This is a genomic window from Aquimarina sp. MMG016 (genome assembly GCF_018100805.1).
Classification (GTDB): domain Bacteria; phylum Bacteroidota; class Bacteroidia; order Flavobacteriales; family Flavobacteriaceae; genus Aquimarina.
In genome coordinates this window covers 47,935-64,253 of record NZ_JAGJEA010000013.1, presented here as the reverse complement: position 1 = coordinate 64,253, position 16,319 = coordinate 47,935, and the positions used below count along the sequence as shown (strand labels likewise).

Annotated in this window: 13 protein-coding genes; 9 read left to right on the top strand and 4 right to left on the bottom strand. The window is 31.0% G+C overall.

All coding sequences use genetic code 11. The features are described 5' to 3' along the window. The first annotated feature begins 815 nt into the window (after positions 1 to 815). Positions 816 to 1,784, top strand: coding sequence for a GNAT family N-acetyltransferase (locus J8M14_RS19175; protein ID WP_211076441.1), 969 nt, complete (start codon positions 816 to 818; stop codon positions 1,782 to 1,784). Positions 1,785 to 1,819: 35 nt separating this feature from the next. On the opposite strand, the gene J8M14_RS19170 is transcribed toward J8M14_RS19175, so the two are convergent. Beyond that, entirely contained in the window at positions 1,820 to 2,962 is a 1,143-nt protein-coding gene (locus J8M14_RS19170) for a glycosyltransferase (RefSeq protein WP_211076440.1), read from the bottom strand. 174 nt (positions 2,963 to 3,136) lie between these two features. On the opposite strand from J8M14_RS19170, the gene J8M14_RS19165 reads away from it, so the two are divergent. Genes J8M14_RS19165 through J8M14_RS19150 form a run of 4 tightly spaced genes read left to right on the top strand, consistent with a single transcriptional unit; the run spans position 3,137 to position 7,072 of the window. Further along, positions 3,137 to 4,255: a DegT/DnrJ/EryC1/StrS family aminotransferase gene (locus J8M14_RS19165; RefSeq protein WP_211076439.1), complete on the top strand. Its 1,119-nt coding sequence runs from the start codon at positions 3,137 to 3,139 to the stop codon at positions 4,253 to 4,255. Between the two features lie 2 nt (positions 4,256 to 4,257). Further along, positions 4,258 to 5,553, top strand: a complete 1,296-nt coding sequence (locus J8M14_RS19160; protein WP_348772860.1) for an O-antigen translocase — start codon at positions 4,258 to 4,260, stop codon at positions 5,551 to 5,553. Then, a complete protein-coding gene (locus tag J8M14_RS19155; RefSeq protein ID WP_211076438.1) occupies positions 5,550 to 6,659 on the top strand; it encodes a glycosyltransferase in 1,110 nt (369 codons plus the stop codon). The genes J8M14_RS19160 and J8M14_RS19155 overlap by 4 nt, the downstream gene beginning before the upstream one ends. Then, the gene (locus J8M14_RS19150; RefSeq protein WP_211076437.1) at positions 6,629 to 7,072 is read left to right on the top strand and encodes an FdtA/QdtA family cupin domain-containing protein; all 444 of its coding nucleotides are present in this window, start codon (positions 6,629 to 6,631) and stop codon (positions 7,070 to 7,072) included. The genes J8M14_RS19155 and J8M14_RS19150 overlap by 31 nt, the downstream gene beginning before the upstream one ends. 19 nt (positions 7,073 to 7,091) lie before the next feature. Here J8M14_RS19150 and J8M14_RS19145 read toward each other — a convergent pair whose 3' ends face one another. Continuing rightward, a complete protein-coding gene (locus J8M14_RS19145; RefSeq protein WP_211076436.1) occupies positions 7,092 to 7,985 on the bottom strand; it encodes a glycosyltransferase family 2 protein in 894 nt (297 codons plus the stop codon). Positions 7,986 to 8,047: 62 nt separating this feature from the next. On the opposite strand from J8M14_RS19145, the gene J8M14_RS19140 reads away from it, so the two are divergent. Genes J8M14_RS19140 through J8M14_RS19130 form a run of 3 tightly spaced genes read left to right on the top strand, consistent with a single transcriptional unit; the run spans position 8,048 to position 11,344 of the window. Next, the gene (locus J8M14_RS19140; RefSeq protein WP_211076435.1) at positions 8,048 to 8,890 is read left to right on the top strand and encodes a 2OG-Fe(II) oxygenase; all 843 of its coding nucleotides are present in this window, start codon (positions 8,048 to 8,050) and stop codon (positions 8,888 to 8,890) included. 5 nt (positions 8,891 to 8,895) lie between these two features. Then, positions 8,896 to 10,203, top strand: coding sequence for a hypothetical protein (locus tag J8M14_RS19135; protein ID WP_211076434.1), 1,308 nt, complete (start codon positions 8,896 to 8,898; stop codon positions 10,201 to 10,203). Next, complete coding sequence (locus tag J8M14_RS19130) at positions 10,193 to 11,344, top strand: glycosyltransferase family 2 protein (protein ID WP_211076433.1); 1,152 nt, start codon at positions 10,193 to 10,195, stop codon at positions 11,342 to 11,344. The genes J8M14_RS19135 and J8M14_RS19130 overlap by 11 nt, the downstream gene beginning before the upstream one ends. A gap of 7 nt (positions 11,345 to 11,351) precedes the next feature. Here J8M14_RS19130 and J8M14_RS19125 read toward each other — a convergent pair whose 3' ends face one another. Both J8M14_RS19125 and J8M14_RS19120 read right to left on the bottom strand, forming a co-directional pair. Continuing rightward, a complete protein-coding gene (locus tag J8M14_RS19125; protein ID WP_211076432.1) occupies positions 11,352 to 12,323 on the bottom strand; it encodes a methyltransferase domain-containing protein in 972 nt (323 codons plus the stop codon). A 23-nt stretch (positions 12,324 to 12,346) separates the two neighbouring features. Beyond that, on the bottom strand, positions 12,347 to 13,030 hold the full coding sequence (locus J8M14_RS19120; RefSeq protein ID WP_211076431.1) for an ATP-binding cassette domain-containing protein: 684 nt from the start codon (positions 13,028 to 13,030) through the stop codon (positions 12,347 to 12,349). A gap of 257 nt (positions 13,031 to 13,287) precedes the next feature. Between J8M14_RS19120 and J8M14_RS19115 the strand changes: the two genes are divergently transcribed. Further along, positions 13,288 to 16,305: a tetratricopeptide repeat protein gene (locus J8M14_RS19115; RefSeq protein WP_211076430.1), complete on the top strand. Its 3,018-nt coding sequence runs from the start codon at positions 13,288 to 13,290 to the stop codon at positions 16,303 to 16,305. Positions 16,306 to 16,319: the final 14 nt, after the last annotated feature.

The window sequence follows — 16,319 nt, the reverse complement described above, 5'->3', positions numbered from 1 at the left end:
CACTTGCGCCAGGCAATTGCTTCAGAAAGTTTTTCAATGCCTTTATATCCACGATTAAAATTCCATAAAACAATTTCATAAGTGTGATATTTATATTGTTAAACCAATTTTGAAGAATACTATATTCTCATTACTATATAGATTACAGAAATTAAGCCAAGTTGCTTCAAAAAAAGAATTTTATAAAAACTTTAAGTTTATGAGTAAATGATTATCGTTTGAGGTCCAGGTTTTATAGGTGATAAAATATACTTTGGGAAGAATAGATGAAATAAAAAATCCCGAGTTTCCTCAGGATTTTTTCTTAATAATTTGGGGTAATTTTTGGGGCATTTATAGGCTTGGGGTCAATGCTGTATTATAAAAAGTAACTTAATACTTAATTTCCTTCATTTTTACGTTGCAAATGTAATAAATGATACTTACGGAAGACTTGTAAAATCAATTAAAATATCGGTAAAAAACAATATTTATCGTCAAAAAACACAAAAACTATGTCTTTAGACCAAAATCTATTCGTTGAAATTGTTGGATATTTTGCATCATTTATGGTACTTATATCTTTCTTAATGCGAAATATCAAAAAACTTCGTTTAGTAAACTCTGTGGGGTGTTTGGCTTTTGTAATTTATGGAGTGTTACTCAATTGGTCGCTACCTATAATAATAACTAACGTGGCAATTATGAGTATAAATTTTTATTACCTTTTTATCAAAAAACAAGCGTGAGCTCGTTTTAGATATTATAAAAGTAATATTTAAATTCCTGATACTAAAACAATTTGACTATTTTCACTTTTCAATAAGATTTTTTTTGTGAAATATAGTATAAGGAAATACCAAAGAGAGGATTATAAGCTTTGGAATGATTTTGTTAAAAAGTCAAAAAATGGCACTTTTTTATTTCATAGAGATTTTATGGAATATCATGCTGATAGATTTGAAGATTATTCTTTAATGGTTTTCGATAAAGAAAAGCTGGTTGCACTTTTTCCAGCTAATATTGACAAAGATATTGTGTATTCACATCAGGGGTTGAGCTATGGAGGGGTCTTACTATCTGCTAAAAGTAAATTTGTAAATCAGTTAACAATTTTTGAAGCGTTATTAAAGGAGCTACACCAAAATAATATTCGCATACTGAAATTGAAAGTGATTCCAATGATATATCACTTAGTTTCACAAGAATTAGATTTGATTTTGTTTTGGTTAAAATCTAAATTATATAGAACGGATATTTACTCAGTTATAAATACTAATACTTTTTCTAAGCCTAATAGAAATCGACAAAGAGCAATAAAACTGGCCAATAAAAAGGGGCTTTTAGTAAAAGAATCTGATGAAATAGATGTTTTTTGGGATGATATACTTACTAAAAATCTTCAAAAAAGATTTGGAACTACTCCAGTTCACACTAAAGAAGAGATCCGTTTGCTCAAAAATAAATTTCCTGATCATATCAAGTTATTTTGTACTTATGACAGCAATGCGGTTAAAGCCGGAGCTTTACTATTTCTTTCTGATAATGTAGCTCATTTTCAATATAGCTCCGGATTAGAAGACCGTGCTGATGATGGAGCATTGGATATATTATTTGATACTATTATACAATTATATAAGGGTAAAAAGTATATAAGTTTTGGTTCATCTACCGTTCCGAATACTGAATCTATAAGCTCAGGTCTGTTGTATTGGAAAGAAAGTTTTGGAGCTACTAATATTGTTCAACAATATCATGAGATACAAACAGAGAATTTTTATTTGTTAAATGATAAATTAGTTTGAGGTTTAAAATAAAAGATATTATACTAATCAATTGATTAAGAATTCATCCATGTATCCATATATTTTTGAGCAACCTTAATATAGTAATGATGTTTTTCAATAAATTTTCGAGCACGTTTACTAATCGCTACAATTTCTTCAGGATTAAGAATGAGTTTCTCTAAATTTTTAGCAATATCTTTAACGTCAGGTAGAGCATTAATGGCTACAGGTTCTTTTAATCCATAATGATCCATAAACTCTTTCTCTGCACCTGTGAAGACAACTTTACCGGCAGCCATAGCTTCTAGGGCATTATATCCTTGATCGTAAGCAAAAACTTGATCTAAAAGAATATGTGCTTTTTTGTATTGTTTTAGATATTCATTGTATGGAAGACTATAAGTTGTTATGATCTCTACCTTTTCAGGATATTTTTGCTTAATAATCTCTAACGCATCGGTAAAATATTGGTTTCCTTTTTTTAGTGCTCCCTCTTTGTTGATACCGTGAAAGATTACAATTTTATCATTAATTTCTATAGGACTATATGCTATGATATCTGTATTTATAGGATTTGGGATTAATGATTTTGCTAACGGTTCGTCTTTTAATGGAAATACGTAATCTATATCTGAAGGAATAACGCCTTTAACATTGTGATATACATATTCGTGTAATTTTTTATATAAAGGAGTTGTATATTGTAATGAATATTGAAATCGTTTGGATAGGTTTTTATTCTCTAAATATGGAGTGAGAATATGATATTTTAACTCGTCTTTTAAATAGTAAGAAATTGATTTATAATCATCTCCACATGCCGATAGAAATACGTTTTTGTTATTCTCAAAAAGAAACTTTAATAACCTTTTTTCGGAATGATACCCAATACTAAAAGGTGATTCATTTATAAGTTGTACAACATCATTGTCTTTCAATAACTCTTTATACCGATTGAATCGAATCGTAGTCTCTATAGCAGCGATATCAAATTTGGTGATTTTATGAATGAGATGTCTAGCTTTATTAAGTAGAAAATTGTTTTTTATAAACCGCGCATCAGTATTAATATCTATAGGATATTGTTTAAAGGAATCACCATTTCCAATGAGTAATACTTCGTGGCCATTTTTAATCAACCCTTCCTTTAGTGAATTATGAAGTCGGCTATATTCCCCAACAAGTATTATTTTCATCCGTTTAGTTTTCGGTAAATTCTATAAAAACTATAAAAGTCTATTATAGCCTTTCATAAAAAGAAATATATTTGTTGTAAAGGTAATTTTTAATCCTTAAATAATAAAAATAGGACTTTCCCGAATTCAGGCTTGCTTAAAAAGATAAATAGGGCTAATCAGATATGTTTAATAATGACAGATAAGAAACCATCCATCCCTTTTTTAGATCTTAAAAAAATCAATAAGTCATATAAACAAAAATCCAATGCTATTTTTTCTAGCTTTTTAGATTCTGGTATTTATATCAAAGGTAATTCTGTAGAAAAATTTGAGAACGCTTTTGCTACTTTTTGCGGGGTAAAATATTGTATCGGGACAGGTAATGGTTTGGATGCTCTAACTCTTATCCTAAAAGGGTATGTGGAGTTAGGGAAGATTAATATTGGTGATGAGGTGATTGTAGCGGCTAATACATATATAGCTACAATTCTTTCTGTTATTCATGCTGGATTAAAACCTATTTTAATAGAACCTAATGAAGAGACATTTAATATCGGTATTGATCATATTAAAAAAAGTATTTCACCTAGAACAAAAGTTATTCTTCCTACACATTTATATGGTCAATTGGCTCCAATGAAAGACATCAATGCATTGGCAAAAGAAAAAGGATTCTTGGTAATAAGTGATGCTGCCCAGGCTCATGGAGCAAAGGACAAACATGGTAATACGTCAGGAAGCCTATGTGATGCTTCTGCATTTAGTTTTTATCCGACAAAAAACTTAGGAGCCTTGGGAGATGGAGGGGCTATTACTACCAATAATGAGGATCTGGCAGAAATAGTTAGAAGTTTGGGTAATTATGGAACTTCTTCTAAGTATGAAAATGAATATATTGGTTTCAATTCCAGATTGGACGAAATACAAGCTGCGTTTTTATTCGAGAAACTCTTACATTTAGACGGCGATAACATAAAACGCAGAAATATTGCTAAACTCTATATTTCTTGTATTAAGAATGATAAGATAAAACTTCCAAGCTGGGACGGCAGTGATGCTCATGTTTTTCACCTTTTTGTTGTTAGAGTAAAGAATAGAAAACATTTCTGTGATTATTTGACCAATTCTGGGATTGGATATTTAATTCATTATCCCATTCCCCCTCATCGGCAAAAAGCGTTAGCTGAATTTTCATACTATTGCTTGCCTATTACTGAAAGAATACATGAAGAAGTAATAAGCATCCCGCTTAATATTGGGTTGAAAGATTCAGAAATTGAAGAGATCATTAAAACTCTTAACGATTACTAATAGTGAAATTATACATTGATAAAATAAGAAAAAATGTATTGGTAAAAGTTAGCTCCTTTAATGCCATTGGGGTGTTTGTTAAGATGGTTACTGGGCTTATTAGTGCAAAAGTTATCGCTGTACTTTTGGGTACTGAGGGGATGGCTTTACTAGGTAATCTTCGTAATATGCTGTCTTCAGTTCAGTCGGTCGGAACATTGGGACTGTATAACGGTGTTGTAAAGTATATATCAGAAAACAAATCAAGTAAAGAAGAGTTGATCAGTATGCTTTCAACAGCATACTTTATTTGTTTTGTAGTAACAATGAGTTTGGCAGGTTGGTTGTACTTTGATGCAGGTTTTTGGAATGATTTAGTATTTGGAGAACAATACAGTTTTAATTTTGTTTTTGAGGCGCTAGGTTTAGCATTACCATTCTATTCTGCTAATACTTTATGTTTGGCAATTATTAATGGTTTTTCTAAATATAAAGTTTTCATACTATTGAATATAGTAACTAGTATTTTAGGGTTATGTGTGACTTTGCTTTTGATATGGGAGTTCAGATTAGAAGGAGCATTTTTAGCGATTGTTTTAAACCCTGCAATATCACTGTTGATTACTGTCGTAATCATAATGAATCAAAAGAATTTTACCAAACTACTTTGGGTAAACAGAATCTCTCTAAAGTATATTAAAAGGTTTGGTTCATACTCTATAATGGCTTTATTATCTGCTACTGCATTACCTTGGGTTTTAATAAACATTCGAAATTTATTAATTAATACCCAAGGAGCTAATGAGGCAGGTTATTGGGAAGCAATGCTTAGAATAAGTGATCAATATATGCTGTTTATTACTACACTGTTAACAATATACTTGCTTCCAAAATTATCTGAAATCAGAAGTAGTAAATTATTTAAATTAGAAGTGCTTAATTTCTATAAAATAATTTTACCAGTATTTTTAGCTCTTTTTTTAGTGATTTATTGGTTTAGAGGTTTAATTATCAATGTGTTGTTTTCAAAAGATTTTCTTTCAATGGAACCTCTTTTTATATGGCAATTGTCAGGAGATGTTTTTAAAATAGCCTCATTAGTAATAGCTTATCAACTAATAGCAAAAAAGATGTTCTGGCAATATATTGTTACCGAAGTGCTTTCGTTGAGTTTTTTATACCTTTCTAGTGTTTATTTGATTGGGAAATATGGTTTTGAGGGAGCTTCTATGGCACATTTTTTTAATTATGTCTTTTATTTTTTAATATTGGTTTTAATGTTTAATAAATCATTTTTTGGTTCTGACAGAAGCATATGATATCACAACAAAAAAAGACAAAAATTTGTATTATTACGGCTTCTTTAGGAATTGGAGGTGCAGAGCGATCAAGTGCAATTCTTTCTGTTATGTTGACTGATAAAGGTTATGATGTTACTATCATCAGCGAGCTAGATGAAGTGGTATATAAGTATAAAGGAGAAGTTGTCATTTTGGATAAAATGGTTAATTTAAAAAATGATTTATTAAGACGGATAGCAAAACTAAGACACACTTATAAAATAATTAAAAATAAAAGCTTTGATTATATAATTGATACAAGATCAAGACAAAATTGGCTAAAGCAGATATTTGTAAACAAAACAATATATAATAAGGCTTTAACAATAGCCATGGTACATAATTATAAACTCTCTTTATATTTTCCATCAAATAGAAGTTTAGCTAGGTATTTATATAAGGATACATATAAACTAGTAGGAGTTTCAGAGGCTGCAGTTAAACATTTTGAAGATAAATATGGTTTTGATCAAGGGTTGTGTATTTATAATGCATTTGATGAAAAGTTATATGAAAAATTATCAAAAGAACAGGTTGTCTTGCCAAAGGGTAAATATATCTTAGCTTATGGTAGAATAGTGGATGAGCATAAAGACTTTTCATTTTTGATAAGAACATATGCAAAATCAAAACTACCTTTATTAGGGATTAAATTATATATTATTGGTGATGGTGTTGATAAAGAGAAGATTATAAATTTGGTTGAAAGCTATGGAATTGTAAAGCATGTAGTTTTTATGAATTTTACAAGCAACCCCTTTCCTTATGTAAAGAATGCATTATTTACTACGCTTACAAGTAATTTTGAAGGCTTTCCAATGGTTATAGTAGAGTCATTAGCGATGGGTACCCCAGTGGTTTCTGTAGATTTTAAATCCGGCCCTTCAGAAATCATTGTTACTGGTGAAAATGGTATATTAACACCTTGGAAAAAAGAAAATGATTACATAGATGCTCTTAATAAAATGGTTGAGGATGACGATTTTTATGAAAAATGTAAAGAAGGTACAGTGTCTAGTGTTTCAAAATTTAAAATAGAAAATATTATTCCGCAATGGCAAGCAATACTTCCTCCAATAAAATAAATACTAAAACTACAGTTGAAGACTGTTTTATTATTGAAACCCCTAAAATCCAAGATCCTAGAGGGAATATTGCTGTTATTGAAAAAGAGACGATCCCTTTTGAAACAAAACGAGTATATTATTTATACGATGTTCCGAGTACCTCAAAAAGAGGAGGGCATGCTCATATAGATTTGTTTGAACTTTTAATTCCAGTTAGTGGTATTTTTGATGTAATATTAGATGATGGAAAAGAACGACAAAAAATAACACTTAATAAACCAGATAAAGGCTTACTTATTGTTCCTGGAATATGGAGAGAGTTAGAAAACTTTTCTTCGGGATCAGTTTGTTTAGTTTTAGCTTCCAATGTATTTATGGAAGAAGATTATATAAGAGACTTTGTTGATTTTAAGCGTTTTAAACTAAAATGAATTAAAATATGTTTTAGTATTACCTTTCTTTACTATCAAAATAATATCCTAATCTATATAAATCGAAAGCAATCATAGAAGGATTTGCAGAAAGAATGTTCCTTTTTAGAAAAGAGCCAATCAATCTATACGCTAAAACTACTAAGATGTGAAGTCTTAATTTGTAGATTTTTTTTGCTAAATGAGTAATTTTCGTTTGATGAGAATAGAGTAATTTTTCCTTAACAAAGGATTTCCTTACATCAATGGATTCTAGTGATTTTTTTAAGAATATTTCACTAGTTTCTAGACCAAGATGTATAATAGGGTTATGAATATGATGTATAGAAAGCTTGTTCTTTTTTGCTTCCATTGCAAATAAAGTATCCTCACATCTTAAATTAGGTATTTCTTCGTTAAAGGTAACTTTATCAAATACTGACTTCTTTATTAAAAAGTTAAGTGTAAGAAAAGAAATATAAGGCTCTTTTACTCTCTTTTCGACAGAAAGAGCTTCTCTATTATTACCATATTTCCAACGAAGTACTTGTTGTTTTTTTGGCTTTTTTGCTTGATATACGATTCCTCCGTAGACAACATCAGTGACTAAAGGGAGATGATCTAAATAAACCTGAATAAATGAATCGTGTAGAGGCACTACATCGGCATCCAGAAATAGTAAATTATCGTGGTTGGCTTGTTTAGTAAGAAGGTTTCTAATTTTACTACGACCTATATTTTCTTTGAGTCCTATGTACTTACAAAAAGAAAGCTTTTCAATTCCTTTGTTTTTTTTAATTATTTCTGAGTGTGAAGACGCATCATCTGCTACAATAATTTCATAAGTAAGTGATACTTTTTCTAATTGGACTTTCAATTGTCTGACCAAAAGAGTAATATCATAATTATATGTAGGAATGAGTATAGAAAGCATAGCTTAAAAGGCTTCAAAAATAGCGAAAATAACTATATTGCTTCCATCATTGTTTTTAAACTATGTCATTTATAGATAAGCAGTACAATAGAGATCGAATTGCAGAGATGATTTTAGAGTCATTGAATCATAGTTTTAATGAATTACAACATCAGTTTGAAGCTTCTAAAAGTCATATCGGTTATTTTTTTCTGGATAATGTTCTACCCATGGAACTTGCCAAAAAAATATACGATAACTTTCCTTCTAAAGAAGAAGTTTATTTAAAGAAAAGTATCAGAGAATTTAAATATGTCACTGCTCAAATGAATAAATATCATCCATTGCTAGAGGAGGTAATTTATGCATTTCAGGATAATCGTGTGGTTGATGTAATATCTAAAATATGTGGCTGTATAGAAGTGCAACCTGATGATAATCTATACGCTGGTGGGATTTCTATGATGGGTGAAGGAAATTACCTTAATCCACATCTCGATAATTCGCACGATAAGGATAGAAACTTATGGAGAGCTCTAAATTTACTATACTACGTTACTCCGGAATGGAGTCTAGAAAACGGAGGGAATTTAGAATTATGGCCTAACGGGATAGGAGGTGATCCTCTTGTAATTGAGTCTAAGTTTAATAGATTAGTTGTGATGTCTACCCATAAACGTTCCTGGCATTCTGTAAATGAAGTGAGAATAGATTCAGTAAGATGCTGTGTTTCTAATTATTATTTTTCAAAAGAACCAATTGATTCTCAAAAAGGCTTTCACGTCACTACTTTTAGGGCAAGACCCGGTCAATATTTTAAAAATAAAGTTTTGCAAATTGATAGTGGATTAAGAATGGCATTAAGAAAAGTTTTTAAAAAAGGAGTAAAAGAAAACCCTCATGTTTATAAAAAAAATAACAGATAGTGTTTATGAACCAAATTGTTAGGTCAACTATTGATAAACTTAAAAACACGAATCGAATAGAGTTGTTGATTTATACAATTACTATTCTTTTAGTTTTGTATAGAGGAGTGGTTTATGAGTTAGATAGTTCTGCTTTTCTGTCTAAGGAAATTAATAGATCTTCTGGATACATTATTTTTCTTTCTTTTTTTAAAAAACTATTTAGCTCTTATTTTGAATATCCTCTTCTGATTGTCCAGTTGATTTTTAATCTATATGGAATTCGTATGCTTCATAATTGTCTAAACGATGTATTCAAGTTTCAGAAACTATTTTCTGTATTGAGTGTGTTGATTTTATTGGCTCCAGTTCTATATCTTCATCTTACCGCAAATAAGATAATGAGTGAAGCTCTGTGCTATCCTCTCTATCTAATATTTATTGCTAATAGTATATATGCATTTATAGAGCATAAAGAAAAAAACCTTTTTCACTCTGCAATAACTCTACTGTTGTTAGTTTTTGTGCGAGGCCAGTTTTTATCATTAGTTCCCATAGCCTTATTATTATCCGGATACTTATTTTTTATCACTCGAAAGAGAAAGCATATTCTTTTAGGAATCATTTTTTTATCAATTCCTTTTGTTTCTAACATCATGGATAAGAGCTTCCATTATTTAGAATACGGATATTATGTTTCTACACCATTTATTGGACCGAGTATCATTACCTCAGTTTTTTATGTTTCAGATAAGGAAGATGTTTCTCTTTTTAGTGATAAGGATGAGAAGATATATTTTAAACAAGTTCAAGAAAGATTGGAAGACCAAAATTGGACTAATAACTATGCTAACACATTAGAGTATACAAGTTCTTTTTCGATATTTCATGAAAACTACTCACATATATGTAATCATACTATTCATGAATATGGGATGAAGTTTTATGAGCAAAAGGGATTACCCTTGAATGAACGTTATATTGCTACAGATAATTTAACTCAGAAGATGTATTTGCCTTTGCTATTAGATAACTTTAAAGCCTGGTTTAAGCTGTATATCCAAAATATAAAATCATCATTAGGTAGTGCTAAATATTTATTACTACATTTTATTATTTTGGGAATAGGTATTTATTTCATGGTTAACAATGGTTCAAAACTAGGGAAAATGCTGGTTTTTGTGTTTTTATGTACTTTTAGTAATATTGCCTTTTTGGCAATAGCTACAAGCTCAGGAAACCGATATACGTTTTATAATGATTGGGTAGTATTTATTGCTTTCTTTTTGTTTGTTGATCAATATTTTAAAACTCAATATCATAATGCAAATTAAGCTATCTATAGTCATGCCTTGTCTCAATGAGGCAGAAACTTTAGCGATTTGCATTAATAAGGCAAAAAGCTTTTTAGAGCTAAATAATATTGTAGGAGAGATTATAGTAGCGGATAATGGAAGTACAGATGGTTCTATAGAAATTGCCCAAAATTTAGGAGTTAAAATTGTCCATATTTCAATAAAAGGATACGGTAGTGCTTTGAGAGGAGGAATAGAGGCAGCAGTAGGTGAATATATTATTATTGGTGATTCTGATGATAGTCATGATCTCGAAAACCTGAATTTATTTGTTGAAAAGCTTGATGAAGGATATGAATTAGTTGTGGGTAACAGATTTTTAGGCGGAGTAGATAAAAAATCTATGTCTTTTTTACATCGTTATGTAGGAAATCCTATTCTGACTTTTATTGGTAAAATGTTATTTAATTCTAAAATAGGAGATTTTCATTGTGGTTTAAGAGGGTTTGCCAGAGATGCTTATAAAGGATTGAGTCTTACAACTACAGGAATGGAATTTGCGTCAGAATTAATAGTAAAAGCAGAACTAGAGAAGCTGAAAATAACTGAGGTGCCTACCAAGGTATTTCCTAGTGGCAGGAGTAGGGAAGCACATTTACGAACTTGGAGAGATGGGTGGAGACATCTACGATTTTTGCTGTTATATAGCCCTAGATGGCTTTTTCTTATTCCTGGAATGATACTTTTTTTATTTGGGATTATTTGTTCGATAATACTCATAGTTACTCCGTTCGATCAGAACAGTGATTTTCTAAATCTCAGAACATTATTATATGCCTCTGGTATGTCATTAGTTGGTTTTCAGTTTATTCTTTTTTATGCGTTAACTAAGATTTTTGCAGTAAGTAATGGTTTACTTCCCAGAAGTCAGCGGTATGGTTCAATATTTAAAGTTATTAATTTAGAACGAGGATTACTTATAGGATTTACATTAATTTTAATCGGTATAATGGTGTATTTATATACAAACTTTACTATAGTATATGACGGTGCAGTTACGTTTTCTGCTTTGGATCAGAAATCAACAGTAATTTCTGTAGGGGCATTTCTGTTTGGAACACAAATTATCTTATCTAGCTTTTTCTTTAGTATTCTTGGACTTAATGATAAAGAAAATTAATCAGGGGCTACTCTTTTTGGTAAACACCAAAAACAAAATCTGATGAGTGTTCTTTTAGATATTGATTTTCAAATTCAAATAGCTCTTTTAAAACTTTTTCTTTTTCAGGATCTAGATCAACAAAATGATGAGCTATATCTTTAAGGGTATTTGCCAAAATGTTACCGCCATATGGAGTTTCATAAATAGGTTTTAGATGACGATGCACGGCAGGAATAATACTTTCTGACTCAACACATTCAGATGGATCTGCAAGAATTACCCGTAAAACACCAGATCCATAAATTTTGTTTTTATAAAAATTTAATAAATATCGTTTTCTATATTTTTTAGGTATAAGCTGTAATGATTGATTGACAGCTTTGATTTGATGTTTAGGGAACTGTAATCTGTTAGGTCCTACAAATTCATCAATTACCAATACACCTTTTTCTTTTAATGTTTGCTTAATTTTTTGACCTACTAACTGATCAATGTTTTTAAAATGATGCAATGAATGGTGAAAAAATACAATGTCGAAGTAGTTCTCAGGAAAATCGTATTCATAAATGTTCTGAAGCTTGAATTTTATGTTTTTGAGTTCTTTTTGATTAGCAATTTTTTTTGCTTCATCAAACAATACTTCATTAATATCTAAACATAATATTTCTTCAAAATTATCAAAACTTGCAAATTTCAATTCATGATCACAGATGCCGCTACCAATCGATAACATCTTTAAGCCTTTGGTGTCTTTAAGAAGCTCTTTAACCAGAAATTCTTCAAACTCCATGTTTTTGTCACCAGTAATCAATAGGTTCCAACGTTTTTTTACTTCAGGAATGATCCACCAATTTGCGGAAACAGTATTTAGTTCATTAAACGTACTCTTGGTCCTTTTGATACCACTAAAATTAAATTTAGATGCTATAAAAGATACGCCTCTTTGCTTAGATTTTGCATAGGTGTCTATGATATCATCAAGAGTTATAAGACGCATAATGTTTTTGTTTAGTAGATAATCTACCCCTTTCGTTGTACTACCTCAAAAACCTTATTTCCATCACATTTTAGTGTTTTAGATGGATACTTTAATAATAAAGCATAATCATGTGTAGCCATAAGGATGGTGTTTCCATTTTTATTGATATCCTGTAGTACTTCCATAACTTCTACAGAAGTCTGAGGATCTAGGTTTCCTGTTGGTTCATCAGCAAGAATAAGCTCTGGATCATTGAGCAATGCTCTTGCAATTGCAATACGTTGCTGCTCTCCACCTGATAATTGATAAGGAAATTTAAAATCTTTGGTTTTCATTCCTACTTTATCCAGGACATCATCAATTTTACTATCCATTGCCTTTTCATCGGTCCAACCTGTAGCTTTTAGAACAAACATTAGATTGCCTTTTACAGTTCTGTCATTCAATAATTTAAAATCCTGAAAGACAATGCCTAATTTTCTTCTTAGAAATGGAATTTGATTTTCTTTTAAAGTTCTAAGGTCAAAATCCACAATACTTCCTTCTCCTTCAACTAAGGGAATATCACCGTACAATGTCTTCATAAAACTACTCTTTCCTGTACCAGTTTTACCAATCAGGTACACAAAATCTCCTTTGTTAACTTCTACATTAACGTCGGATAAAATCAAGTTTTCACGTTGGTATATCGAAGCATTTTTGAGTTCAAGAACCATATTAGACATAAAAAGAATCTGGATTTGTTAATTTCAGTAAAAGTAAAAAGTTTTTTATTGAAAACTAATGAAACAGCTTTACTATTTAGGATAACCTTTTTTAAAGATTAATATTTTATCAAAAGGATTTATTTCGAAGTATTATCGAAATTCATGTAATTATCGATAAAATCTTTCGTTATTAAAATGAAGATTAGGCTATCTTTAACACAAAATTTATCCACGGGAAACGATATTTACTTTTTAAGATTGTAAAATTTAGTCAGATGAACAAATACATCACCTTGATGCTTTTTGTGATTAGCCTGTTAGCGAAATTATCCGCTCAGCAATCCGCAATTTATACCAATGAATTAGTGCTGTATAACCAAGCATTAGAGTTATACAATAACAAGCAGTTTCTTGCAGCACAAAACCTGTTTGATAAAGTCCGAGATGCCGTTGATGACGAAAATATAGATGCCGAATGTACCTATTACATAGCTAATTGTGCTGTTTGGTTGAATCAAAAAGGAGCGGATCAATTAATGGAGGATTTTGTGGTTCAGTATCCTACAAGTATTAAACGAAATGCAGCCTATCTGGATGTCGCCAATTACTATTTTGATAATGGTAAATATGCTTATGCTCGTAAGTGGTATGAAAAAGTGGATGAGGGTAATATGAGTAGGGCAGAGAAGGAGAAGTTTAATTTTAATAATGGATATGCATATTTTAAGATTCAACGATTTAATGAAGCTAAAAAATACCTGAATCGGGTAGAGGAATCTGATAAATACGGAGCTAAAGCGAAATATTACTTGGGTTTTATCGCCTATGAAGGTGATAACTATCAGGAGGCTACCAAGTTATTTGATGAGGTAAAAGATCTTGATGAGTATAATAAGAACCTGTCTTATTTTCAGGCTGATATGAACTTTAAAGCAGGTAAATTCCAAGAAGCTATTGATGAAGGGGTGGGTAGGTTGTCAAAGTCGAAACCTTCAGAAAAATCTGAATTAAATAAAATTATTGGGGAGAGTTATTTCAACCTTGGTCAATATGACAAAGCAATTCCTTATCTAAAGGGATACCGAGGCCGAAAAGGAAAATGGAATAATACAGATTATTACCAATTAGGCTATGCGTATTATAAACAAGGTGATTATACTAGCGCCATTTCCGAATTCAATAAAATTGTCGGTGGTCAAAATGCTACTGCGCAAAACGCATATTATCATTTAGCAGAATCTTATCTTAAGACTGACCAAAAACAACAAGCGCTTAATGCGTTTAAGAATGCTTCAGAGATGGATTTTGAAGCTAAAATCAAAGAAGATGCTTTGTATAATTATGCAAAACTAAGTTATGATATTGGTAATTCGTTTGAGAGTGCTCCAAAAGTACTCCAATCTTACTTGGATACATATCCCAATACTGAGTTCAAAAGCGAGATCAAAGAGCTGTTAATAAGTTCTTATATCACTTCTAAAAACTATAAAGAAGCAATGGATTTGCTGGAAAGCAGTCGAGATTTTGAGGATAAGGTTATTTTGCAAAAAGTGGCTTTTTATCGAGGGATAGAATTGTATAATGAAGGTAATTATACAGAAGGAAAAACATATTTTGATAAATCACTTACTCAGCAACGAGATCCAAAGTTTACTGCCAAGGCAATATATTGGAAAGCAGAAAGTGATTATTTGCAAAATAATTTTGAGGAAGCTTTAATTGGTTTCAAGCAGTTTAAAGGTAGCCAGGGAGCTTCAACAGTTACTGAATATAAACATATTGATTACAATTTGGGATATACGTATTTCAAATTAAAAGAATACGGACAGGCTGCTAGTTATTTTGATAAGTTTTCTAAGGAATCAGATATAGATAAAACTATGGTGACCGATACTTACCTGAGATTGGGTGACAGTAATTTTATCTCTAGTAAATATTGGCCGGCAATGGAAGCCTATAATAAAGCGATTAAAAATGGTGGTTCAGATTCTGATTACGCACATTATCAAAAAGCTATTAGCTACGGTTTTGTAAAAAAGAATAATAAAAAGATCAATGACTTGGAGATGTTTCTTAAGATGTATGATCGTTCTACCTATCGCGATGATGCTATGTTTGCATTAGGTGATACCTATGTTGCCGAAAATAAAATAGATAGAGGAATCGAAGCTTATGATAGATTGATTAAGAATGTCCCTAGGAGTTCTTATGTCCCCAAAGCATTACTAAAGCAAGGTTTAATCTACTATAATAGTGATCAGGGTAATAGAGCTTTATCTAAGTTTAAGAAAGTAGTTGCTGAATATCCTGGAAGCGAGGAAGCAGTACAAGCAGTTAATACCGCACGGTTAATTTATGTGGATCTGGGAAGAACAGATGAGTATTCTAGTTGGGTAAAAGGGTTAAGTTTTGTGAATGTTACAGATGCAGACCTTGATAATACTTCGTATGAAGCAGCCGAAAAGCAATTTATAGAAAATAATGAGGCAGGAGCGATTAATGGCTTCGAGAAATATCTTAATGAATTTCCGAATGGATTACATGCGCTTAAGAGTCATTTTCAATTAGCACAGTTATATTTTAAAAAAGGAGATAAAGATGCGACGATACCACATTATGAATATATTTTGAAACAAGAACGAACAGAATATACAGAACAGGCTTTGGCTAGGCTGTCGCAGATACATTTAGAGAATCGTAATTACGAAAAAGCAATTCCAGTATTGGAACGCTTAGAAAGAGATGCAGATTTTCCTCAAAACATCGTTTTTGCACAGTCTAACTTGATGAAGTCATACTATCAATTAATAGATTATGCTAGAACTATTGTGTATGCCGAAAAAGTATTGGCTAACCCTAAGATCCAGAATGATGTAAAAAGTGACGCACAAGTATTTATCGCTAGAGCAGCATTGCAGAGTGTTGATGATGTAAGAGCCAAAAGAGCATATGTTGAGGTTGAGAAAATCGCAACTGGAGAATTGGCTGCAGAAGCTTTGTATTACAATGCATTTTTCAAAAATAAAGAAGGAAGTTATAAAGCTTCTAATGAAGTTATTCAGCAATTGGCAAAAAACTATTCAGGATATAAATTATATGGTGCTAAAGGTTTAGTGTTGATGGCAAAAAACTTCTATGGACTAGAAGATGCTTATCAAGCAACTTATATTTTAGAAAGCGTGATCAAAAACTTCACTGATTATCCTGATGTTGTTACCGAAGCCAAAGAAGAACTCAGAAAAATAAAAGCCGAAGAGGCAAAAACTAATTCATCCATCCAAACCGATCAGTAATCCATTTATTAGTT

Coding starts and splice junctions, on each gene's coding strand:
- J8M14_RS19170 (WP_211076440.1), bottom strand. CDS start 2,962: ATGAAAATAATACTTGTTGGGGAATATAGCCGACTTCATAATTCACTA.
- J8M14_RS19150 (WP_211076437.1), top strand. CDS start 6,629: ATGGCAAGCAATACTTCCTCCAATAAAATAAATACTAAAACTACAGTT.
- J8M14_RS19125 (WP_211076432.1), bottom strand. CDS start 12,323: ATGCGTCTTATAACTCTTGATGATATCATAGACACCTATGCAAAATCT.
- J8M14_RS19130 (WP_211076433.1), top strand. CDS start 10,193: ATGCAAATTAAGCTATCTATAGTCATGCCTTGTCTCAATGAGGCAGAA.
- J8M14_RS19155 (WP_211076438.1), top strand. CDS start 5,550: ATGATATCACAACAAAAAAAGACAAAAATTTGTATTATTACGGCTTCT.
- J8M14_RS19145 (WP_211076436.1), bottom strand. CDS start 7,985: ATGCTTTCTATACTCATTCCTACATATAATTATGATATTACTCTTTTG.
- J8M14_RS19115 (WP_211076430.1), top strand. CDS start 13,288: ATGAACAAATACATCACCTTGATGCTTTTTGTGATTAGCCTGTTAGCG.
- J8M14_RS19120 (WP_211076431.1), bottom strand. CDS start 13,030: ATGTCTAATATGGTTCTTGAACTCAAAAATGCTTCGATATACCAACGT.
- J8M14_RS19140 (WP_211076435.1), top strand. CDS start 8,048: ATGTCATTTATAGATAAGCAGTACAATAGAGATCGAATTGCAGAGATG.
- J8M14_RS19135 (WP_211076434.1), top strand. CDS start 8,896: ATGAACCAAATTGTTAGGTCAACTATTGATAAACTTAAAAACACGAAT.
- J8M14_RS19165 (WP_211076439.1), top strand. CDS start 3,137: ATGACAGATAAGAAACCATCCATCCCTTTTTTAGATCTTAAAAAAATC.